This window comes from Fusicatenibacter saccharivorans, from assembly GCF_015557635.1.
Classification (GTDB): domain Bacteria; phylum Bacillota; class Clostridia; order Lachnospirales; family Lachnospiraceae; genus Fusicatenibacter; species Fusicatenibacter saccharivorans.
Window position 1 is genome coordinate 42,362 of record NZ_JADNOP010000004.1, and the last position, 21,702, is coordinate 64,063.

Consider the following 21,702-nt stretch of genomic DNA (forward strand, 5'->3'; position numbering starts at 1 on the left):
TAGATAGTATGATAAATTTAATTTTTAAAATTTATTTTTACGTGAGGATATTTTATCTATGAAACGATTTTCTTCCACTACCTTAAAAACTGCTTTCGTAAAATCCATCCCGATTTTCTGCAGCTACGTTTTCGTCAGCATGGCCTACGGCATGATGATGGCATCCGCCGGCTTTCCCTGGTATGATTCACTGCTGGTAAGTCTGACGGTCTATACGGGCGCGTTCCAGTTCGTTCTGATTACGTTTCTTTCTAGCGGCGCTTCCCTCATCACCATTGCGCTCACTGCACTTCTGATGAACAGCCGCCAGAGTTTTTACAGCATTACCTTCCTGAAGGAATTCAAACAGATGGGGCGCCGCAAGCTGTACATGATTCACACGATGACCGATGAGACATACGCCGTAAACTGTACCTTAGATCTTCCGAAAAAAGAAAAAGAGGACACCATGTTCCTCGTCGCTCTGTTCAGCCGCTGCTATTGGATAGTTGGTTCGGTTCTCGGCGGCATTTTAGGCCAGATCATTCCATTTGACCTGACGGGCCTTGATTTCTGTATGACAGCCCTGTTTTTCGTTATTTTCATTGACCAATGGGAAAAAGCAGAGAAGCACACGCTGGCGCTGTCTCCGCTCTGATCACCTTCGGACTCCGTGCACTCCCGTTTCTTGCAGTTTCCGGCAGCCGTAAAATGCCCGCATCACTCGAACGACTCGGCCGGGCACTGCCGTCTGCCATCATGGCGGTACTGATCATTTACTGTATGAAAGATATTCCCACCGGCGGTATCTCTGCCGCAGTACCGAAACTGCTCGCAGCAGCGGTCGTTTTTATCACCTACAAATGGAAACACCAGACCCTCGTCTCCATCCTTCTTGGAACCATTTCGTATATGATGCTTCTGCGTCTCTTTTAAAAAGAAACGGTGCAGTTCTGAATTCATGGCAGAAATTCAGAACTGCACCGTTTTTCTATTCTCTATATGCATTAGAAGGATTGGCAATTATTCGATGACTTCGTACTCTCCGTCGCCCGTCTTTTTGAATAACGGAAGCTTCTGCAGAAATACAATATCTTTTCGATCAGCAGCATCGCCCTCAGCAAGGATCGCTGCTTTTTTTACAACCTCTGCACTGGCATTCGCCATCAGGCATTCCAGTGCGTGCAGGGACTCGCCGGTGGAAATGACATCATCCAGCAGGCAGACACGTTTGCCGCGGATTTTATCTGCGTCTTTTCCATCCAGATAAAGATGCTGCTCACCCGCTGTTGTAATCGAATGAACGGATGCGGAAACCACATCTTTCATGTAGGATTTTGTGCTTTTTCGTGCAACGATAAATTCTTTATGGCCCAGCTCTTTGCTTACTTCATACGCTAGGGCAATACCTTTCGCTTCTGCGGTGACAATGGCATCGACTTCTCCGATTTTTGCGGCCAGCTCCGGCGCACATGCACTTACCAGCTCGGTGTCACCAAGGACAACAAAGCTTGCAAACGCCATCTCCTCACTGATCGGGATAAATGGAAGTGTTCTTTTCACTCCGCAGAGCTCCATGCTGTATTCTTTCATACGATTTTCCTCTTATGTTACTGAATTTATAATCCAAGCAGTTTTGCAGCAACACCGGCCAGCATTCCGAGGAACGGGTTTGTTACTGCAGTGACAACCATTGTGGTTCCGCCGACGGCTGCATTGACAGCGAAGGCAGACGGCGCATCCAGTACAACGGTTTTGAAGATACCGAGTACAAACAGGAAACCTGCGATCGAAGAAGACGGAACAAATTTTCCGATTTTCGGAAGCAGTTTCAGAAGCAGAATTACACCGATCACAACCATCATGATGACACCAGCCCATACAGCGTGCGGTGCATTGGCAGTTGCGGAAATGATTGCCTCAACCGGGGCTCCTCCGAAAAAGGAAGAAAACATATCGGCCAGGGAAGAAATCACGGTCAGGTTATCGACGTTGTAATTTCCACCGGTTGCCATTCCTGCGGTAATTCCGCCGAAGGAAATGTTGGAACCAATGTTCAGGCAGACCATACCGAGTGCGCCGAGAATTACGTTGGCATTGATTGTAAATTTCTGGCGGACAAATTTATCATCCTCTACGACAATGCTGGATTTCTCTTTGTTGAAAAATGCATTGGCAATGCAGGATGCTACAACGGAAATGACGATGGTATAAACCAGGGTATTGGCACTGTCTTTGGTAAAGTAATAGGTGATCAGTGCTGCGGCCAGGGAAACACCGCCGGAAATGGCATCACTCTTGATCATATCGATCGCGGCCTTTACCAGAATGATACCGACACCGGCCATCATTCCATAGGCAACATCCTCACCTACAAAGTTTACGATTTTTGTCAGCAGTCCAAACACTCCGATCAGAGCCATAATCACACCGCCGATAAAAATCATTGTACAGCGTTCCGAACGGTCTTTTCCAGCCGTTCCGGCGTAAGTGATCGTCTCCGCCTGGAAGGAAATTGGTGCGACACTCTGCGTAATCGTATTGCCCACCGCACCAACAAAGAATGCCAGCGCCGTCGGAACCGATGCAAATCCAAACGTCAGAGCAAGAAGACCCTGCGGCAGACCATTCAGCACAACGCCGATGATTGCCAGAAGATCTGTTAAAATGGATTTCATACTAAATACTCCTCCTCACTATGAAATATGTCGTTTTGAAGCAAAGAGAAGTGTAGCACCAAAACCGGTCAAAGTAAACCAGATCAGTCATGAAAAGTTTTTGTCAGTGATAATAAGTCAATCTTATATACAAAATATTATTATTTCTGTGTGCTAATAAATCAAGAGGATTTTTAAATGTCTGCATAACCAATAATCAATAGTTACAAAACTGGGTGCCATTATTTGGAATTGTGCATATAGAAGCGAAGAAAAAGATTTGCTATACTGAAGCTGTATGAGGGTTTTTATCACAGTTATAAGAAACGGAAAGGGGATTTTTACTTATGGCAATTACAGAGACAAAAACAAAATATGGACAGATTCATGGTACACCAAAAGAAGGCTACACCGTATTCCGCGGCGTTCCGTACGCAAAGCCGCCGGTAGGCGAAAAACGATTCTGCCCGCCGGAAGAGCCGGCGTGCTGGGAGGGCGTTTATAAGGCGGATCATTTCGGATGCGTCTGCCCGCAGACCGAGCATGAGCCGGACTCCTTCTATGGAAAAGAATTTTATCTCGACCCGGAATTCGGCATGAAGCAGAGTGAGGACTGTCTGTACTTAAATATCTGGACACCGGCAAATACAGTGGATGAAAAACTGCCGGTTGCTTTCTGGATTCACGGCGGCGCGTTTATGCACGGCTTCAGCCACGAATCCGAATTTGATGGATCTGCTTACTGCGAACGCGGCGTGATTCTCGTTACGATCAATTACCGTCTCGGTGCTTTCGGATTTCTGGCACATCCGTGGCTGTCCGAGGAGAGCGGTGTCGGAAGAAGCGGAAACTACGCGATTCTCGACCAGATCGCAGCACTGAAATGGGTAAAAGAAAATATCGCAGCATTCGGCGGCAACCCGGAAAATATCACCGTATTCGGCCAGTCCGCGGGATGCATGAGCGTACAGACACTCGTCAGTTCTCCGCTGACTGAAAACTGGATCAGCAAAGCCATTTTCCAGAGCGCCGGCGGCTACGACACCGGACTGAACCGCGATATGCCGCTTTCCGAGGCAGAAACCATCGGCCAGGAATTTGTAGAGCTTAGCGGAGCAAAATCGCTGGAAGAACTGCGTGCGATTCCGGCTGAGAAAATTGTGGAGCTGCAGGAGGAGTTTGGCCGCGTAAATCCATCGAGAATGCTGAGCTTCGTACCGAACATCGACAATCATCTGCTGACCTGCGGCTATAACGATGCCGTAACCGAAGGAAAAATCAAGGACATCCCATATATGCTCGGTTCAACTGCAGACGACATCGGTGTGTTCCCGGAGATGAAAGAAAAAGGCGAGCACGGCGGCATCTATAAGGGATGCATCAACTGGAGCCTTGCGCTGGAAAAACTCGGAAGAAAACCGGCTTACGTTTACTACTTCACCCGTGCCCTGTTAGGTGACGACGCCGGAGCGTTCCATTCCTCCGAACTCTGGTACATGTTCGGAACCCTGGGCCGAAGCTGGCGCCCGAAAACCGAAGGCGACTATGCCCTCAGCAAAGAAATGATGGACGACTGGACCAATTTCATGAAAACCGGAAACCCGAACGCAGAGGGAAAAGACGACTGGAAACCATGCACAAAGGACGACCCGTATGTGCAGGTGCTGGATGTGAGAAAATAAGCAGAAGGAAATAAAAATGGCAATCGAATATAAAAGACTTACCCAAAAGGAACTGGATTTTTTCATTCAGATGAGAATCCATCAGCTTCGCGAAGAGGGGGCAAAAGAAGAAATTGATTTAGCACCTGCGTTAAAAGATTACTATGAACGTCATATGGCGGATGGTACTTTTGTATCTTGGATTGCTGTTGACGGAGAGAGCATCATCGCAACAAGTGGAATGTCATTTGTAGAAAAACCTCCATACTTTGAATGCCCGAGCGGCAGAATTGGATTACTGTCCAGTATGTTTACAGATCCGGCGTATCGAAGAAGAGGTATTGCAAAAGAATTGCTGTCCCGTGTGATAGAAGATGCAAAAGAATATGGATGCGGAACAATACAGATTACGGCATCGGATATGGGCGTTAAGTTGTATACAGATTTTGGATTTGTGCACAATGGGAATTTTATGCAGTATAAATTGTAATGTCCCTCAGAAAGAGATATTCTCTCCACTGGCTGCGATATTGGAAAAATATTCAACAAATAATAGCAAGGATTCTCTCACCTCTATAGGTGGTGAGATGAATTGCAAATAAGAAAGTTAACGGCAGTGGCGGGCGGAGAGAAATCGGTATCCCCCACTGACATGAGGCAAACCACAGTCAGCATTTTGCTGACATGTCAGACTCTGTGAAATTACCGACTGTGGATTGAAACAAAGAAAGAGGAAAAATTAGAATAAAGAAAGAGCAGCATTTTACCGACGTGTGAAAGGTAAAAATGCTGCTCTTTTTGCGTGGCAGAATCAGTCGTCCAGATCGTTGCGCTCGCGGAAGATCTGATAAATGGTGTCGATCAGTTCATCGTCATCGAGGCCTTCGAACTCGGCTTCGTTGACATCGAGATTCTCGGAAATGATGCGCAGAATGTGTACCGGTTCGTCATCGCCGCCGTCGGCCGGATAGAGAACTGCGTACTCATCCTCCTTGTATTCTACGATATCCAGAAGCTCAAAACGGACAGAATTTCCGTCCTGATCGGTAAGGACAATAAGATTGGAATCCATAATTGCAATATCCTCCTTGGTGTGTTATTTGCCGCTCAAAAACATGCAAATTTAAAATTATTATACTATGAGGAAGTGAATTTGAAAAGAAAAAAGTGACTGGCGTGATACGCTTGATATTTTGCGCTGATACGGTATAATGACAACAGAGTAAAAATTGGCGGCTGTGGCCGTGCCCATGCCCGGAAAAATTGGGGGAAAGGAAGAATTTATGAATTATCAGGTATTAGATGTCAAAGTAAAAGATACAGAAGAAACTGCAAAATTATATACGTATTTTCTGGACAACTCGCGTGAGATTGCTCCGGAACGCGTGCGTCCGGTCATCGTGATCTGCCCGGGCGGCGGTTATGAATGGGTGTCCGAGCGTGAGGCAGAGCCGATTGCGCTGAAGTTTGTCGGAGCCGGTTACCACGCTGTTGTTCTGCATTACAGTGTTGCTCCGGCAGCTCACTATCCGACGGCACTCCGCCAGCTTGCCTGGACCGTTGCACATCTGCGGGAGCATGCGGCAGAATATCATATTGATCCGAACAAAGTAGTAGTAGCGGGATTTTCCGCAGGCGGCCATCTGGCAGCATCGTACGGTGTGTTCTGGAAAAAGAAAACATTCCTTGCAGAAGAACTTGGCGTAGACGCAGAGCAGCTTCGTCCGAACGGTCTGCTGTTATCCTACCCGGTTATCACATCCGGTCCGAAAGCGCACCGCGGATCCTTCACCAATCTGCTGGGAGACCGGTACGATGAGCTGGTAGACGAGATGTCTCTCGAGAATCAGGTCAGCCTCGATACGCCGAAGACCTTCCTGTGGCATACCGCGCCGGACGACTGCGTGCCGGTAGAAAACTCCATTCTGTTCTTTACTGCACTGCATGCACTGGAGATTCCGGTAGAAATGCATATTTATCCGGTCGGCGGCCACGGCCTTGGCCTTGCAAGCGAGGAGACACAGAGCTATGAATACCAGAACGCAGTACGCGAAGAGTGCCAGAGCTGGATTTCACTGGCACTGAGCTGGATGCAGCATTTATAAAAAAATGTCCCAGAAGGGAGAACAAAGATGAAAGTATTAATTGTAGTAGATATGCAGAATGATTTTATCGACGGAAGTCTCGGCACGAAAGAGGCGGTCGGGATTGTTGACCGCGTTGCAGAGGTGATGGATTCGTTTGACGGAGCTGTTATCTGCACCAGAGATACCCATTTTGCGGATTATCTGGAAACGTCCGAGGGCAGAAAACTTCCGGTAGAGCATTGTATCGAAGGAACGAAGGGTCATGCACTGCAGGATACAATTCAGAAAATGGCGGAGAAAAAACAGGCCGTGGTGATGAATAAAATCACCTTCGGTGCAAAAAATCTGCCGGAGGAGATCGAAAAACTGGCAGGCGGCGTGCCGGAATTCATTGAACTCGTGGGACTCTGCACCGACATCTGCGTGATTTCCAATGCCATGCTGCTGAAAGCATTTTATCCGGAAGTGCCGATTTCGGTCGATGCATCCGCGTGCGCGGGCGTAACGCCGCAGAGTCATAAAAATGCATTGGAAGCTATGAAAATGTGCCAGATTGACATTGTAAACGAATAGACGGAAAAGAGGAAAAATTATGAGCACAACAAGATTATTTGATCAGGATGCGTACCTGGGTGAATTTGAGGCAACCGTAGAACGGAGCGTCTGCGAGGGCGGCATGTACCGCGTGCTGCTGGATCAGACCGCATTTTTCCCGGAGGGCGGCGGCCAGCCGGCAGATGAGGGAACGCTGGATGGAATTTTTGTAACGGATGTACAGGAAATCGACGGCGAAATCTGGCATACCGTGGAAGCACCGCTCGAGCCGGGCAAAACGGTAGTTGGAAAAATTGACTTTGAAAAACGTTTTTCCAATATGCAGAATCACTGCGGAGAGCATATCGTGTCAGGTATCGTGCATCGGATTTACGGTTTCAACAACGTTGGATTCCATATGGGAAGTGATGTCATTACCGTTGATTTTGACGGCGTTCTGACCGAGGAGCAGCTCTACGATGTGGAGCAGGAGGCAAACGAAGCCGTGCTTCGAAATGTTCCGGTTACGATCAGTTATCCGTCAAAGGAAGAGCTGGAAACCATGGATTACCGGAGCAAAAAAGAGATCGAGGGCCAGGTGCGGATTGTGACGATCGAAGGTTACGACAGCTGTGCGTGCTGTGGAACCCACGTTGCAAAAACAGGGGAAATCCGTCTGATTAAAATCTTAAGTGCCCAGAAATACAAAGGCGGCGTTCGCGTGACCATGCTTTCCGGTGAAAAAGCGTATGCGGATTACTGCTTAAAACACATCAATACCCTCGGCATTGCACGTTTACTTTCTGTAAAACCGGAAGAAGCCGGGGATGCTGTCGTACGGCTGAAACAGAAAAATATTGAGATGAAAAAAGAAATCAAACAGCTCAAAAAAGAACTGTATGCACTGCAGGGAGCACCGGAGAGAAAATAATGGCAAAAGAAAAAGAAATCAAAACAAATGCAATGCGGATTCTGGACCGCCAGAAAATCAAATACGAAGTTCTTCAATATGAATGCGATGAATTTATCGACGGGCTTCACACAGCAGAGAAAACCGGCGCGCCGGTCGAGCAGTCATTTAAAACGCTTGTGGCACAGGGAAAAAGCAAGCAGTATTATGTGCTGGTGCTTCCGATTGCAGAGGAAGTAGACCTGAAAAAAGCCGCAAAAGCGGTGGGGGAGAAATCCATCGAGATGATCCATGTCAAAGATATCACTGCAGTCAGCGGATACGTCCGCGGCGGATGCAGCCCGATCGGAATGAAAAAACAGTATCCGACCGTGATTCAGGAATGTGCGGCGAATTTTGACAAGGTTTACGTGAGCGGGGGAAGAATCGGAACCACGCTGTGCATGGCGCCGGAGGATCTGAAGAAGGTCAGCAGAGCGGAGTATGCGGATTTTATTCAGTAAAAACAGAAGAAACTGTATGGAAGCAGACCAGAACGAAGAAAAAAGTTCTGGTCTGTTTCTTTTTGCTGTGATGCGGCTGGAAGATTTCTTTCAAAAAAGGATCATAAAATAATAGCTAAAAAGCAGCGGTGAAATTGCGATACGATTCTACGAATCCGCGAAAAACGGAAAACCTTTCACACGATTTTTCTTTTGGGTGTGAGAAATTTTCATCCCGTTTTTGGAGGCAATTCACAAACCGGAAAAAATTGCCGAAAACCGCTGGACAAATCGAAAAGAGGCAACTATAATGACCTCACAATCAAGTTGACCCAAACGAAACGGGAGGTGAGAGACAAAATGTCTTTGCAGCACTGTCTGGTACTGACAGTTGCGACAGGGGCGGTATGGATGGATTTAAGAACACGCAGAATTGCAAATGAATGGATTATCACCGCATGGATCGCCGGGCTGGTTACACAGCTCATCCGCTATGGCGCCGCGGGAGCGGGTATTTTTCTTTTTGGGATGCTTTTCCCGATACTCGCACTTTACATTCTGTTCTATTTTCATATGCTGGGCGCGGGAGATATCAAACTCCTATCCGCTGTTGGAGGCTTTCTCGGTGTGCCAGCGATCCTGAAATGTATGATTGTGTCGTTCCTGTCTGGAGCGGTCTTATCTATCGGAATTATTCTCGTCTGCGGAAATTTACCGCAGCGTCTTACCAAATTTTTCAATTATTTCCAAACTTATTTTACCAAAAGAAAATACCAGAAAAAAACAGAGCCGGTTCCCTATTACGATGGGAAGTGGGGCATGGAGTGCATCCATTTTTCCGTTCCCGTGCTGATGGGAGTGCTGCTCTGGATTGGGGGATTTTATTGAATACTGCAAAGAAAAAGAGTGTTTTTGCAGTCTGTGACACGGAAATGGAATATGCACGCAATTTTATGGAATATCTGAACCAGAAGAGAAATATTCCGTTCGAAGTGCATGCATTTTCCAGTGCGGAGATGTTTCTGGAGTTCGCAAAGAATAACGAAACAGAGATTCTTCTGATTTCGGATAAAGCGATGAAAGAAGAGATCCGCCGGTATCCGATCCGTCAGATTATCATTCTGTCTGAGGGCGTACACAGTCCGGTGCTGGATCAGTATCCGGCGGTCTACAAATACCAGTCGTCGGAAAAGGTGATCCGCGAGGTCATGGCGTGCTACGGCGTAGAAAATGGTGTCGATACATCGCCTGCACTGCTGCCGAAAAAGGAAATGCGCATCATCGGCATTTATTCGCCGGTCGGACGGACGCAGAAAACCTCGTTTGCCCTGACGATGGGGCAGATTCTGGCGAAGGAGCGGGCAGTGCTGTATCTCAATATGGAAAGCTATTCCGGATTTGAACGGCTGCTGGAATGCAGCTACGACAGGGGGATGAGCGATATTCTGTATTATGCGAGACAGGAAAATCAGGGCATCATCTACAAACTGGGCGGAATGGTCCAGTCGATGCAGAACCTGGATTATCTGCCGCCCGCCGCATCGCCGATGGACATTCAGACTGCAAAATATGAAGAATGGAAATGGCTGTTTCAGGAGATTGAGAAGAACAGCAGTTATGAAGTGCTGATTCTCGACCTCGGGGATGGCGTGGTGGATTTGTATCAGATCCTGGATTTTTGCAATGAAATTTACGTTCCGATAAGGAATGATGTGATTTCTGCGGCAAAAATGGAGCAGTTTGAAAATTTGCTGCGCCGGTGGGACTGCCAGTCGGTGCTGGACAAGATGCGGAAAATCCACGTTCCGTTCCACACGGCAAACCGGACGGGAAAAGCCTACTTTGAGGAGCTTGTCTGGAGCGAGCTGGGCGACTATGTGCGTCAGATTCTGCGGGACGGCAGAAGAGGAGAAGAAACATGACAATGCCGGAAATTCTGCGGAGAAAACTGATGGAGCGGATCGATATCGCATCCGAACCGGATGACGGAGAGGTTCTCGAAGAGATTGACGGTCTGATTTTAGGGGAAGAAGAAACACGGTATCTTCCGGTGGCACAGAAGGCGGAGCTGCGCAGACAGCTGTTCTACAGTGTGCGGAGGCTCGATGTCCTGCAGGAGCTGCTGGAAGATGCGGGAATTACCGAAATTATGGTAAACGGTTATCAGCATATCTTCGTGGAACGGAACGGCAGAATCGAGAGATACGGCAAAAGCTTTACCTCCGCAGAAAAGCTGGAGGATGTGATTCAGCAGATTGTAGGCCGGTGCAACCGCGTGGTGAATGAACAGAATCCGATTGTGGATGCACGGCTGGAAAATGGAGACCGCGTCAACGTTGTCATGAAACCGGTCGCATTAAACGGACCGATTCTGACCATCCGCCGCTTTCCGGAGCAGGCGGTGACGATGGAATTTCTGGTCTCCATCGGGAGTATTACAAAAGAGGCGGCAGAGTTTCTGCAGGCTCTCGTCCGGACCCGCTACAGCATGATGATCGGCGGGGCGACCGGATCTGGCAAAACGACATTTCTGAATGTGCTTTCCGCCTACATTCCAAAGGGCGAGCGCATCATAACCATCGAAGACAATGCAGAGCTGCAGATCCAGGGTGTGGAGAATCTGGTGCGGCTGGAAGCAAAAGAGGCAAATCTGGAATCAGGAACAGAAATTACGATCCGCGATCTGATCCGCGCAGCTTTGCGTATGCGGCCGAACCGCGTAATTATCGGCGAAGTGCGCGGAGCGGAAACGTTTGAATTATTATCCGCACTCAATACCGGGCATGCGGGATCTTTGAGCACGGCACATGCAAACAGCGTGAAAGATATGATCTCCCGTCTGGAAACGATGGTGCTGATGGGAGTGCAGCTCCCGTTGGAAGCAATCCGCCGCCAGATTGCATCGGGAATCGAAATTCTCGTGCATTTAGGACGCGGAGAGGATGGAAGCCGTCGGGTGGAGGAGATCGCAGAGATCACAGGGATGGAGGAGGACGAAATCAAAACGGTTTCTTTGTTTCGAAGAGAATATGGGAGAGGCCTGCAAAAGACAGGCGAACTGGTACACAGAGAAAAACTGGAGGGGAAAACAGGATGAGAATACGTGCGGGAAGCCAGGCAAAGACGGGCATGGCAGAGGAGAAGGAGACGAAGGGGATTGACTATCAGATCTGGGAATTTACCGGTCGGGAATATCTCGAAATAGCGGGAATCAGTCTTGGGATTGCCGCCGCTGTGAACCTGCTCTGTTACCGGGCGTGGTGGGCATGCATTGCTGTGGTTCCGGTTGGAATCGTATGTTTTCACACGTATCGGAAAAACCGGATTCAGAGACGGAAAGAGGAGCTGTACGACAGCTTCCGGGATCTGATTGCGTGGATGCACACGGCACTGCGTTCCGGCTATTCCATGGAAAATGCAGTGTTGGAGGCGGCAGGACAGCTGGAACAGTCGCTGGGAAAAGAAAACATTCTGGTACAGGAACTGCGCCGGATGCGTCATAAAATGATGATTTCCGTGCCGGTGGAACAACTGTTTCAGGATCTTGCGGTGCGAAGCCGCATTGACGATATTGCGACGTTTGCAAGTGTACTGGTGATTGCGAAGCGGACAGGAGGAAATGTCTGCGAGATCTTTCAGAATACGTGGGATATTTTCTGTACGAGAATTGACACGATGCGGGAAATCCGTGCGGGCGTTTCTTCCCGGCGGTTCGAGCAGAATATTATGAGTGTTGTGCCGTTTGGAATTCTGGGATATGTACAGCTTTCCTTTCCGGAATTCTTAAGTGTGATGTATGGGAATGTAATCGGAGTTTTCTTCATGAGCGGATGCCTTGCCGTGTATCTGGCAGCATGGGTGCTTGGAAAGAAGATTCTGGACATTGAATTTTAAGAAGCAATTGAAGTTTAAAAAGTAAGACTGCGAATCATAACGATTCGTCCGCAAAAAAGGGGAGGAATCAAATGTTGTGGATTTGTCTGACCGCATGGGCGGGGCTGTTCATCTGGTATTTCCGGATGAGAAAAAAGGCGGAAGATCACAAATTGGTGAGACGGATTTTCTGCCTTGCAGCGACAGGGTTTATAGCGGGCACTGCACTCTGCCTTCCGATCGGAGTGCGAAAAGTTTCAGGAGATGAAAAAGCGGAACTTCAACTGGAACGGGGTGCCTTAGGCAGCCAACCGACAGAGGAAAAACTTGAGGTTTCTGTTGGAAATCAGAAACCGGAAAGAATTACACTGTCTGTACCTGCAAGAGCTTACAGCGCAGAAGAGATAGAAGAGGCGTTCAGTGCGGCGATAGAGGCGCTGGATGAAATCATCTTAGGTGAGAATCTGTCTTTTCATACGGTAAACAGAAACATGGATCTGGTTACGGAAATACCGGGAAGCCCGGTGGCGCTTAGCTGGGAAACAGACAGGCCGTTGTTGATTGACAGCCGGGGTTTGCTGTCAGACGAGATTCCCGAAGAAGGAGTGGAGGTTACGCTGAAAGCGGAACTGGAACTTCAGGGGGAAACAACAGAATATATACGGAAGGTTCAGGTCTATCCACCGGAGATAAAAGGGCGGGATGCGGTTCTTAGGGCACTGAAAAAAGCAGTGGAAAAAGAAAACGAAGCGCATCCCGAAGAAACAGCTTATTATCTGCCGGAGACACTGAACGGAGAAACTGTAACATGGTCAAAAGTGCCGGATCTGACAGGTCTGGAGCTGATGGCACTTGCCGCGGCGGCAGGAGCAGTCTGCTGGGCGGCAAAAGGAAGGGAAGAAGAAAAAGCAAGGCAGAAAAGAGAAGAACAGATGCTGCGGGATTATCCCGAAATTGTCAGCAAAATGGTTCTTCTTCTGGGTGCCGGGCTTGGGATGCGGAAAGTACTCGAGCGGATTGCAGTGGATTACCGGAAAAATCTGGCGCTTGGCGGGCAGAAACGTTTTGCCTATGAAGAGATTGTATTTACCTGCCAGGAGATGGAAAACGGTGTTTCCGAGCAGGAAGCGTACCAGCGCATGGGAATGCGTATGGGAACCGGAGCGTATCGTTCCCTTGCTGTTCTGCTGACGCAGAATCTGAAAAAAGGCAGTAAAGGACTGCTGGAATTATTGAAACAGGAATCGCAGGAGGCCTTTGAGGAGAGAAGAAGGCAGGCGAAAACAACAGGAGAAAAGGCATCGACAAAGCTTCTTCTTCCGATGGGCATGATGCTTGCGGTTGTATTGGTCATACTCACGGTTCCGGCATTTTTGTCCTTTTATGCATAGGGGATGTTTTTATCCCCACAACAGCTGGTAAAGAGAGGGAGGTGGGAATTATGAAGCTGATATCGGAGTTCTGGAAAGAGGAAGATGCGGTGGGTGTTGTGGAAGTGATTCTGATTCTCGTTGTGCTGATCGGACTCGTACTAATCTTTAAAAAGCAGCTTGTGAGTCTGGTCAACAGTCTGATGGAGAAGGTCACAAACCAGAGCAACACCGTATAAACGGGAAAATGTCCAATACGGAACTCCAAAGAAAAATTTAGAAGCCGGTACGGACCTATATGTCATTTGCATATCTGTGTCTCGGTATATCCTTTATCCGATCCACGGCATCTAAAGTTCGAAAAAGTAAAAGTAAAGTGGAAGGAGCTGTATCCCATGAGGGAAACAGAAAGACAGAAAAGATGGGCAGCCGGAAGCATAACAGCATATTTGTGTCTCGTTCTGATACTGATGCTTTCCCTGATTTCCGGGACAATTGCGTCGGTGCGAAATGCCCATGCACGGGTGATGACGGCCTGCGCAATGGAACAGGGACTGTATTCTCTGTTTGCCGGGTATGACAGAACACTGCTGGGACAGTACGAGCTGTTTTTTTATAACGGCGGGGATAAGAGCGGTGTCTGGAAACCTGAAACCATGAGCAGAAAAGTCGCAGAAACTGCGGGAGAAGTTCTGTCCCCCACTGCATCGGGGATGGGAATTCTATCAGGCAGTTTATCTGGCGGACAGGTTACAGAAGTTTATCTCGGCGGCTATCGTCTTGCGACAGACGAGGAGGGAAGTGCTTTCTCCCGTCAGATCTGTGAGGCAATGAAAGCCAGCCTTGGAACTTATGGAATACAGCAGCTTTCCCAGAAATTAAGAGGAGAACAGGAAACCGTGAAACGTCAGGAGGACGGACAGAGCGGTTACGAGGAAGAGGAGGTTTTAAAACAGTATGAAGAATCCAAACAGCCAGAAGAGGGAACAGAAAAAACAAAAGGTGAAGGAGAATCTGGAAACGGCACGCCTTCGGAACCGGATCAGAAGCAGCCGGTACCGGAAGATTTTGTGAATCCGATTGAGGTCATTCAAAAAGTAATGAAAATGGGAATTTTAGGACTGGTCCTCCCGGAAGGGCAGGCACTGTCACAGGGGGAAACGGATGTATCGTTTCTTGCATCAAAACGGGAGCTGCAGAGCGGGTTTGGCATGGCAGAGTGTGGAAAAGAACTGAGCTTTGTGGATAAGATGCTTTCGTCCGAATATATTCTGTGGAAATTTCCGTGCTATACCAGCAAGGAGAAGAAGGAAGGGCTGCAGTGCCAGGTGGAATATGTGCTCTGCGGAAAAAACAGTGACCAGGATAATCTGGCGGGAACCGTGAACCGTCTGCTGGCGCTGCGGGAGGCGGCAAATCTGGTGTATCTGGCGAAAGATGCGCAGAAGCAGGGCGAGATGGAAGCAATGGCGGGGGTAATTGCCGCGTCGTTTGGAGTTCCGGCGGCGATGCCGGTTGTGAAAATGGCACTTGCCGTGTGCTGGGCATTTGCAGAAAGCATTCTGGATCTGCGGGAAATGCTGGATGGTGGAAAAGTAGCACTGTTCAAAACGGCAGAATCGTGGCAGCTTTCTCTGGAACAGCTTCCGAAACTGCTGGAAACAGGGGATCAGAGCAGAAAAAATGCACCGGGCGGCATGGAGTATTCCGATTATCTGCGGCTGCTTTTGATGCAGAAATCGGGAAAAGCGGTAACGTTTGGAGCGATGGATCTGGTGGAATACAATATGCGGACAGAACAGCAGCAGCTGGGTTTCCGACTGGATTGCTGTGTCGATGAACTGGAAGCCGGTTTTACGGCGGTAATTGGGAAACGAGAGTATGAGATTACGAGAAATTATGGATATGAGATGCAGGGAGCAGCCTGAAAAATGGGATGACTCCGGCAGGGATACAAAAGGGTGTTCTTCTGAACGGCACATTTATTTCTGGAACCTTATCAAAAAACTTATCCACTCTTCCGGGAATTTTTATAAATCCGGATCAGGAGAGCAGCCTTTTGTAAAACGAAAATGGAACAGGGCAAGCCTGACGGTGGAAGCTTCACTGGCACTTCCTGTTTTTCTGATCGCGGTTCTTGTGTTATTAAAAATCGTGGATCTTTACCGGCTGCATGGAATGCTGACGGTATCTCTGCAGGAGTCCGCGCGGTATCTTTCCGTCTGTGCCTACGCGGTGGATGAGACAGGAAAAGAAACGTATGAAATACCGGAAACGGCCGCGTGCATTGCTTATGCAGAAGCAAAGATTCCAAAAGAAATCCGCGAAAATGGAATGGTGACACTGGCAGGAAGCCGTGTGAAAAATGGATGGCTGGAACTGAAAGCGATTTACTGGCCGAAAATGAGAAACCGCCTCATTCCGGTGCGGAACCGGGGAATTGCAGCGTGTGCGAAAGTGCATCTGTTCTGCGGAAAGACAGAAGAGGAGGCGGATGAAGAAGAGGGCGAAGCAAAACAGATGGTGTGGGTGACTGAGAACGGCAGTGTGTATCATACCGATTCGTCGTGCAGTCATATCAATCTTTCGATCCAGGTTTCCTCACCGGGTGCGCTTGCGTGGAAACGGAATCAGGATGGAGAAAAATATAAGGAATGCGAACAGTGCGTGGGAAATGGCGCTGCGGGTGCGGAAGTTTACTATACGAAATACGGAAACCGGTATCATAACAGTCTTTCCTGCAAAGGGCTGAAACGTAAAGTAAAACTTGTAGCACTGGAACAGACGGATGGACTGCCGCAGTGCTCGAAATGCGCGAAAAAGGCGGCGTAAGAAAGCCGGATATGAGCAGAGCAGGTGTCTTCTTTCCGGGTGAGACCGGAAAGAAGGACGGTAAACAGAAACTCGGGTTTGCGGAAAGGAGGCCGCGGCTGTGTATCAGGAAGAAGTAAAGAGTGCAATTATATTGCTGTATCTGGGGATTCTTGCCGGAATGGATGTGAGGAAACGGCAGATCAGCCTTGTCCTGACCGGTGTTTTATTCCTTGCAGGCATTGGATGGCAGATTCTGGTGGAACAGACATCGTGGCTGGAATGGCTGCTGTCCCTGCTGCCGGGAGCGGGATTTCTGACGCTCAGTTATATATCACGGGAACAGGTGGGATACGGGGACGGCCTTCTGCTTCTGACGGTTGGAATCTGGCTGGGATTTGGGCAGACGTTCGGCGTTCTGACGCTGGGACTCATTCTCTGTTCGGTACTCTGCGGAGTTCTTCTGATGCGGAAGAAAATACGGAAACAGGATTCTATACCGCTGGTGCCGTTTCTGCTGCTTGGATTTGTGGGGAGGTGCGGAATGCTTTGAAAGTGAAAATGAGAAAAGCAAGTATTACGGTAGAGGCAGTTCTGGTCGTGCCGCTTGTTCTGATGGTGATTTTTCTTCTGCTGTCGCTGACATTTTTTGTGCACGCACGGAGCTGGTATACATTTGCGGCATATGAAAGCACAATGCTTGCCGCCAGTGAAGGCCGCCTGTCTGTGGAAAAAGGAGAGGCAGCCGCCCAAAGCCGGATGGAATGGTGGATTTCCCAGATACCGCTTCCGGCTGAATCGGTGACTGTACAGACGGAATGCAGAGAAAAAGAGATTCAGATAAAAGCAGAAGGAAACATTCTGCCAATCTGGAGCCGGAACGCGTGGGAATATTCGGTTTTGAGTGAAAGCAGGAGAAACAATCCGGTGAAAACGATCCGGAAGATACGGGCAGTAAAACAGATCTGGAACCAGAAGTAAGGACGGAAGCGGAGAAATGCAGATTGATTATAAAAGAGATTTGAACCATACGTATGTTATTTTACAGGAGGAAAAAGAGCCGGACACGGCGTCGTATCAGATCCGTATGCTGCTGACAAACGCAATCCCAGGGCTTTTGGACTGCAAAATCGGGAAAATGGATGATAAAACACTGTTTTACTATGAGGTGACATCAAGGCAGTCGCTTCAGAGTGTGTTTGAACAGCGCTCGATTGGGGCGGAGGCGCTGCGGAAACTATTTGAACAGCTGCTGGATCTTCTCGAAGAACTGGGGCAGTACCTGCTTGCACCGGACGGCCTCGTTCTGCAGCCGGAGCTGGTTTTTGCAGATGCAAATCTGGAGAACTTTTCCTTCTGTTATCTGCCGGGAAAGCAGGGACACACAGGCTGTTTTCAGAAGCAGATCCGGGAGCTGATGGAATATCTGCTGCCGAAGCTGGATCACCAGGAGCAGGATGCGGTAGTACTCGGGTATGGACTGTATCGGGAGATTTCGGCGGAGATCTTTTCGGTTGAGATGATTCAGGCACTCTTATATCAGACAGGGAAAGAGAAGAAAGAAACGACGGAGCAGGAGGGAAAAGAGCGTCCTAGGGAAGAAAATCCGCCTGTACAGATGGAGGAAACACTTTGGGGAGAACAAGAAGCGGAAGCGGCGGAAAATTTTTTTGTGGAAGCGGAGGAAGAAAAGGATGAGGGACGCTGGAAAAATATTGTGGAAGCAGTGATCTGCATCGGATTTCTGGGAGGTGTGCTGGCACTGCGGTGGACACAGGCCGAAACTGTTTGGTATCTGGTGCTGGGAGGAGCGGCGGCTGTTGTGGGAATTGTAAGTCTGGTATTGGAACTTGTCAGCCGATGGAAAAAGCGGCAGTCGGGAACAGAAACAGGAAGCTATGGGAAGGCCGCAGGAATCCGGAAACAAGGAGAAACAGGAGATGTATTTTCGGAATATCAGAATCGGAAGGGCTTAAAACAGAAAGATGGAACATGGAATCCGAAAAGCGATACAGAACAGCAGGGATGGAGAAGGGATTCCTCAGTCGAAAAAGAGAAAACATGGGAAAAGAATGAAGAACAGGAAAACAGAAAGATGCACAGCCTGATGGAATTGGAGGGGCATGAAGAGGATCTGTTTGGAAAAACGGAACTGCTGACCAGCCCGGAGGATGAGGGAAGGGCATATCTGATTCCGATAGATCCGATTGATCTTCCGCTGATTCCGATTGAACGCGGAAGCACATTGATTGGAAAACTGTCAGCGGCGGCAGATGTAATTCTGCCATACCGTACGGTAAGCCGCCTTCACGCAAAGCTGGTCAGTACAGAAGAGGGAGATTATCTGCTGGATCTGAATTCGCGGAACGGAACAACGGTGAATGGCGTTCCATTGATGGGCGAGACAAAAAAGAAGCTGGAGGATGGAGACGATATCTCATTTGCCGGGAAGAAATACCGGTATAAGGCGGGAGAGAAAAACAGAAATTAGAGAAAAATGACGCATTACACTTTTTCGATTTGGAGAAAGCGCTGGATGCGTTATTTTTAATATGGCAGAATGATCAAAGAAAAAAGTTATGCGAATGAAACAAAAATATTACAGAAAAGAAAATTATGCATAAAATTAAAAAAAGAAATAATGTAAAAAATAATGTCATAAAACGTCGAAAGCCGTCGTGAAGCGTCAATAATTGTCGAAAAACGTTTATCAAAAAAGAAAAAAATTTGACGATTTCTTGCATTTACAAGTGAATTAAATTATAATAAAAAAATAGCACAGATAAGGAAATGATGTAATGGAAGAACAAAGGAAAAACAGTTACGATCCGAACGAAGATATCGTGGACCGTATGTGGAAGAGATCAAAAAACAGCATCAATCTGGTCATCGTCGTATGCAATATTCTGGTATTCCTTGCAGTCACACTGACCGGAGGGACAGAGAGCTCCAGACATATGATGGACTGCGGTGCGGCGTATGCGCCGCTGATTGAGAGCGGAGAATACTATCGCCTGTTTACGAGTATGTTTCTTCACTTTGGCATCCAGCATCTGATCAACAACATGCTGCTTCTTTTGTTCCTTGGGGATTACCTGGAACGCGCAGCTGGAAAGATCCGTTATCTGGTCATCTATCTGGGCGGCGGACTCGTCGGAAATCTGTGCTCGTATCTGCATGAACTGTCCCTGATGAAAACAGGGGAAGCACCGGCAGTTTCCGCCGGCGCTTCGGGAGCGATTTTTTCTGCAGTCGGAGCGATGCTTGTTTTTCTGGCATTTCGGAAAGGAAGGCTGGAGGATCTCACCTTCCGGCGGATGGCCGTCATGGCTGTCCTTTCGCTGCTGGTCGGATTCCAGTCTTCAAATGTGGACAACTTCGCACACATCGGCGGTTTTCTGGCAGGTGCAGTCCTGATGGCGGTTCTCTATCCGGGAATGGCAAGGATCAGGAAAAGGGGAAAACAACCGTAAAGGTGCTTCCTTCCCCGGGAACGGAAGAAACGGAAATCGTGCCGTCGTGTGCGGTTACAATTTCCTTGCAGATGGCAAGTCCAAGGCCGGTTCCGTTTTTCTTATGTGTGACAAAAAGGTCAAAGAGAGTCGGCAGATCCTCGGCGGGGATTCCGCAGCCAGTGTCCTGCACACGGATGGTCAGAAAGTCACCGTCGAAACAGAGAGAGATTTTGATCGTTCCGCCGGAAGGCATTGCTTCCGCCGCATTTCGGATCAGGTTCAGAAAAAGCTGACGAAATTGCGTGGTATCAAGGGCAAAGCGCGGAATGGCAGATTCCTTGACAAGTTCAATGGAAACCTGTTGTTTTTCGAGGAGAACGCCGGTATCGGCACAGAGATTCTGGAGCAGAAGATAAGGATTCACGTAAGCGCGTACCGCCCGATATGAATGATTATAGCAGGAGAGCTCATCGAGCAGGGAGTTCAGAAAAGCCATATTTTCCTGAATTTTCTGAAAATAGAGATCGTTGGAAAGCTCCGGATGCGCTAAAAGAAGAAGCTGATGAAAGCTGTGGATAATCGCAACAGGATTTCGAACCTCATGTGAAATCCGGGAAATCATAGCGTGACATTCTTCCGATAAGCCCTGTGAATTGGTTGTTGGTTCTTTTGACATAGCCGTATCCTCCTTATGATGCGTAGGTAATGATTTTTGATTAGGCAAAAGTTTAGCATTGAAAAGGGGGAGCGCGCAACAAAAAGCGTTCTGCATTATTTGACATTTTTCGACAAATAGTGAGAAAATAGAGTTGTCCGGAACCGTGCGAAACGGGATTCAGAACAACAAAAAAATTAAAAAAAGTAAAGGAGAAAAAGATCATGGATTGTATTTTTTGTAAATTAGCAAACGGAGAAATTCCAACCGCAACACTATATGAGGACGATGAGTTTCGTGTCATTCTGGATCAGGGACCGGCAACGAAAGGACATGCGCTGATTCTTCCAAAACAGCATTTTGCAAACATTTATGAAATTCCGGATGAAACCGCAGCGAAAGCAATGATTCTCGGCAAAAAAATGGCGACGGCCATGACGAAAGCGCTTCATTCTGATGGCTTCAATCTGGTACAGAACAATGGTGAGGCAGCAGGACAGACGGTATTCCACTTCCATATGCATCTGATTCCAAGATATGAAGGTGACAATGCCGGTATTGCTGCATGGAAGCAGGGAACTCTCGAGGATGCGGTAAAAGAGCAGATCATTGAGAGCGTGACGGCAGAGCTGAAGGCCTGAGAAAAGGCTGGCAGCAGCCAGAAAAAGAATCAATGACAGACGAACAGGGGCGGAGAACAATGGACAAAAATAACTTTTCAGAAATATATAAAAAGTATGTAATGACAGCCTATTCAGCCGCAATGCAGGTGGTGCACAATGAAGCCGATGCGGATGATATCGCACAGGAAACGATGGTGAAACTGTACCTGAATATTGATGCGCTGGATGAAGACAGAGTAGAAGGCTGGGTCCGTGTCGCTGCAAAGAATCTGGGAATTGATTATCAAAGAAAAACACAACGTTTTGACTGGAATGAACTGGATGAGGATCTTCGGGCGGAAGAGATGGAACTTCCGACGCTTGCAGAGGAAGAAAAGCAGGAGAGAAATCATTTTTTTCAGGAAGTGATGGATGCACTGAAAGATCATGATGAATCGGGTTATTATATTACGCGTGAAATCAAGGTGCATGAGCGTTCGGAAAAGGAAGTAGCATCCGAAATGGGTATCACCATCGGAAATCTGCGGGTGAAAATGACCCGGACGAAAAAATGGCTTTGCCAGCACTTTGCTGACAAAGCCAGAGAAAGGGGATTTCTGTAGTTA

Annotated in this window: 26 protein-coding genes; 22 read left to right on the plus strand and 4 right to left on the minus strand. The window is 48.1% G+C overall.

The features are described from left to right. The first annotated feature begins 58 nt into the window (after window positions 1-58). Together I2G42_RS04510 and I2G42_RS04515 are read left to right on the plus strand one after the other, a co-directional pair. Window positions 59-637 (plus strand): AzlC family ABC transporter permease, encoded by a 579-nt coding sequence (locus tag I2G42_RS04510; RefSeq protein ID WP_195530779.1) that lies wholly within the window; start codon window positions 59-61, stop codon window positions 635-637. Further along, window positions 592-915 carry a branched-chain amino acid transporter permease gene (locus tag I2G42_RS04515; protein WP_195530780.1) on the plus strand — a complete coding sequence of 108 codons (324 nt, stop codon included), beginning with the start codon at window positions 592-594 and terminating at the stop codon, window positions 913-915. Before I2G42_RS04510 ends, I2G42_RS04515 begins: the two co-directional genes overlap by 46 nt. A gap of 87 nt (window positions 916-1,002) precedes the next feature. Here the strand turns inward: I2G42_RS04515 and I2G42_RS04520 are convergent, their stop codons facing one another. Next, window positions 1,003-1,572 (minus strand): phosphoribosyltransferase family protein, encoded by a 570-nt coding sequence (locus I2G42_RS04520; protein ID WP_117509969.1) that lies wholly within the window; start codon window positions 1,570-1,572, stop codon window positions 1,003-1,005. 26 nt (window positions 1,573-1,598) lie between these two features. Further along, window positions 1,599-2,657: a benzoate/H(+) symporter BenE family transporter gene (locus I2G42_RS04525; RefSeq protein WP_118667032.1), complete on the minus strand. Its 1,059-nt coding sequence runs from the start codon at window positions 2,655-2,657 to the stop codon at window positions 1,599-1,601. A 326-nt stretch (window positions 2,658-2,983) separates the two neighbouring features. On the opposite strand from I2G42_RS04525, the gene I2G42_RS04530 reads away from it, so the two are divergent. Together I2G42_RS04530 and I2G42_RS04535 are read left to right on the plus strand one after the other, a co-directional pair. Next, window positions 2,984-4,318: a carboxylesterase/lipase family protein gene (locus I2G42_RS04530; protein ID WP_195530781.1), complete on the plus strand. Its 1,335-nt coding sequence runs from the start codon at window positions 2,984-2,986 to the stop codon at window positions 4,316-4,318. Between the two features lie 16 nt (window positions 4,319-4,334). After that, window positions 4,335-4,787, plus strand: a complete 453-nt coding sequence (locus I2G42_RS04535) for a GNAT family N-acetyltransferase (RefSeq protein ID WP_195530782.1) — start codon at window positions 4,335-4,337, stop codon at window positions 4,785-4,787. Window positions 4,788-5,108: 321 nt separating this feature from the next. Here the strand turns inward: I2G42_RS04535 and I2G42_RS04540 are convergent, their stop codons facing one another. Then, window positions 5,109-5,369 carry a DUF1292 domain-containing protein gene (locus I2G42_RS04540; RefSeq protein ID WP_022461956.1) on the minus strand — a complete coding sequence of 87 codons (261 nt, stop codon included), beginning with the start codon at window positions 5,367-5,369 and terminating at the stop codon, window positions 5,109-5,111. A gap of 211 nt (window positions 5,370-5,580) precedes the next feature. Here I2G42_RS04540 and I2G42_RS04545 point away from each other — a divergent pair, with 211 nt between their 5' ends. The 16 genes from I2G42_RS04545 to I2G42_RS04620 all read left to right on the plus strand — a co-directional run bounded on the left by I2G42_RS04545 (window position 5,581) and on the right by I2G42_RS04620 (window position 19,837). Beyond that, window positions 5,581-6,402, plus strand: coding sequence for an alpha/beta hydrolase (locus I2G42_RS04545; protein ID WP_022461955.1), 822 nt, complete (start codon window positions 5,581-5,583; stop codon window positions 6,400-6,402). A gap of 27 nt (window positions 6,403-6,429) precedes the next feature. Beyond that, window positions 6,430-6,957 carry a cysteine hydrolase family protein gene (locus tag I2G42_RS04550; protein ID WP_117509965.1) on the plus strand — a complete coding sequence of 176 codons (528 nt, stop codon included), beginning with the start codon at window positions 6,430-6,432 and terminating at the stop codon, window positions 6,955-6,957. Between the two features lie 19 nt (window positions 6,958-6,976). Beyond that, on the plus strand, window positions 6,977-7,849 hold the full coding sequence (locus I2G42_RS04555) for an alanyl-tRNA editing protein (protein ID WP_195530783.1): 873 nt from the start codon (window positions 6,977-6,979) through the stop codon (window positions 7,847-7,849). Continuing rightward, a complete protein-coding gene (ybaK, locus tag I2G42_RS04560; protein ID WP_022461952.1) occupies window positions 7,849-8,331 on the plus strand; it encodes a Cys-tRNA(Pro) deacylase in 483 nt (160 codons plus the stop codon). Before I2G42_RS04555 ends, ybaK begins: the two co-directional genes overlap by 1 nt. Before the next feature lie 198 nt (window positions 8,332-8,529). Further along, on the plus strand, window positions 8,530-9,198 hold the full coding sequence (locus I2G42_RS04565; RefSeq protein ID WP_227094224.1) for an A24 family peptidase: 669 nt from the start codon (window positions 8,530-8,532) through the stop codon (window positions 9,196-9,198). After that, window positions 9,195-10,232, plus strand: a complete 1,038-nt coding sequence (locus tag I2G42_RS04570; protein WP_243277144.1) for a P-loop NTPase family protein — start codon at window positions 9,195-9,197, stop codon at window positions 10,230-10,232. Before I2G42_RS04565 ends, I2G42_RS04570 begins: the two co-directional genes overlap by 4 nt. Beyond that, complete coding sequence (locus I2G42_RS04575) at window positions 10,229-11,407, plus strand: CpaF family protein (RefSeq protein WP_055226604.1); 1,179 nt, start codon at window positions 10,229-10,231, stop codon at window positions 11,405-11,407. The genes I2G42_RS04570 and I2G42_RS04575 overlap by 4 nt, the downstream gene beginning before the upstream one ends. Continuing rightward, a complete protein-coding gene (locus I2G42_RS04580) occupies window positions 11,404-12,204 on the plus strand; it encodes a type II secretion system F family protein (protein WP_195530785.1) in 801 nt (266 codons plus the stop codon). The genes I2G42_RS04575 and I2G42_RS04580 overlap by 4 nt, the downstream gene beginning before the upstream one ends. 71 nt (window positions 12,205-12,275) lie before the next feature. After that, window positions 12,276-13,574 carry a type II secretion system F family protein gene (locus tag I2G42_RS04585; protein ID WP_055226608.1) on the plus strand — a complete coding sequence of 433 codons (1,299 nt, stop codon included), beginning with the start codon at window positions 12,276-12,278 and terminating at the stop codon, window positions 13,572-13,574. A gap of 50 nt (window positions 13,575-13,624) precedes the next feature. After that, on the plus strand, window positions 13,625-13,792 hold the full coding sequence (locus I2G42_RS04590) for a Flp1 family type IVb pilin (protein ID WP_022461946.1): 168 nt from the start codon (window positions 13,625-13,627) through the stop codon (window positions 13,790-13,792). A gap of 156 nt (window positions 13,793-13,948) precedes the next feature. Further along, window positions 13,949-15,481 (plus strand): DUF5702 domain-containing protein, encoded by a 1,533-nt coding sequence (locus I2G42_RS04595; protein ID WP_195530786.1) that lies wholly within the window; start codon window positions 13,949-13,951, stop codon window positions 15,479-15,481. Between the two features lie 166 nt (window positions 15,482-15,647). Further along, the gene (locus I2G42_RS04600; protein WP_195530787.1) at window positions 15,648-16,385 is read left to right on the plus strand and encodes a hypothetical protein; all 738 of its coding nucleotides are present in this window, start codon (window positions 15,648-15,650) and stop codon (window positions 16,383-16,385) included. Window positions 16,386-16,485: 100 nt separating this feature from the next. Beyond that, window positions 16,486-16,917 (plus strand): prepilin peptidase, encoded by a 432-nt coding sequence (locus I2G42_RS04605; protein WP_022461943.1) that lies wholly within the window; start codon window positions 16,486-16,488, stop codon window positions 16,915-16,917. Window positions 16,918-16,919: 2 nt separating this feature from the next. Then, window positions 16,920-17,345, plus strand: coding sequence for a TadE/TadG family type IV pilus assembly protein (locus I2G42_RS04610; protein WP_330611276.1), 426 nt, complete (start codon window positions 16,920-16,922; stop codon window positions 17,343-17,345). A gap of 16 nt (window positions 17,346-17,361) precedes the next feature. Then, on the plus strand, window positions 17,362-18,855 hold the full coding sequence (locus I2G42_RS04615; protein WP_195530789.1) for a DUF6382 domain-containing protein: 1,494 nt from the start codon (window positions 17,362-17,364) through the stop codon (window positions 18,853-18,855). Window positions 18,856-19,162: 307 nt separating this feature from the next. Beyond that, window positions 19,163-19,837, plus strand: coding sequence for a rhomboid family intramembrane serine protease (locus I2G42_RS04620; RefSeq protein ID WP_243277145.1), 675 nt, complete (start codon window positions 19,163-19,165; stop codon window positions 19,835-19,837). On the opposite strand, the gene I2G42_RS04625 is transcribed toward I2G42_RS04620, so the two are convergent. Next, entirely contained in the window at window positions 19,812-20,495 is a 684-nt protein-coding gene (locus tag I2G42_RS04625; RefSeq protein WP_195530790.1) for a two-component system sensor histidine kinase NtrB, read from the minus strand. The genes I2G42_RS04620 and I2G42_RS04625 overlap by 26 nt on opposite strands. Before the next feature lie 203 nt (window positions 20,496-20,698). Here I2G42_RS04625 and I2G42_RS04630 point away from each other — a divergent pair, with 203 nt between their 5' ends. Together I2G42_RS04630 and I2G42_RS04635 are read left to right on the plus strand one after the other, a co-directional pair. Further along, window positions 20,699-21,115: an HIT family protein gene (locus I2G42_RS04630; protein ID WP_172680766.1), complete on the plus strand. Its 417-nt coding sequence runs from the start codon at window positions 20,699-20,701 to the stop codon at window positions 21,113-21,115. Between the two features lie 59 nt (window positions 21,116-21,174). After that, entirely contained in the window at window positions 21,175-21,699 is a 525-nt protein-coding gene (locus I2G42_RS04635; protein ID WP_158568377.1) for an RNA polymerase sigma factor, read from the plus strand. Window positions 21,700-21,702 lie beyond the last annotated feature (3 nt).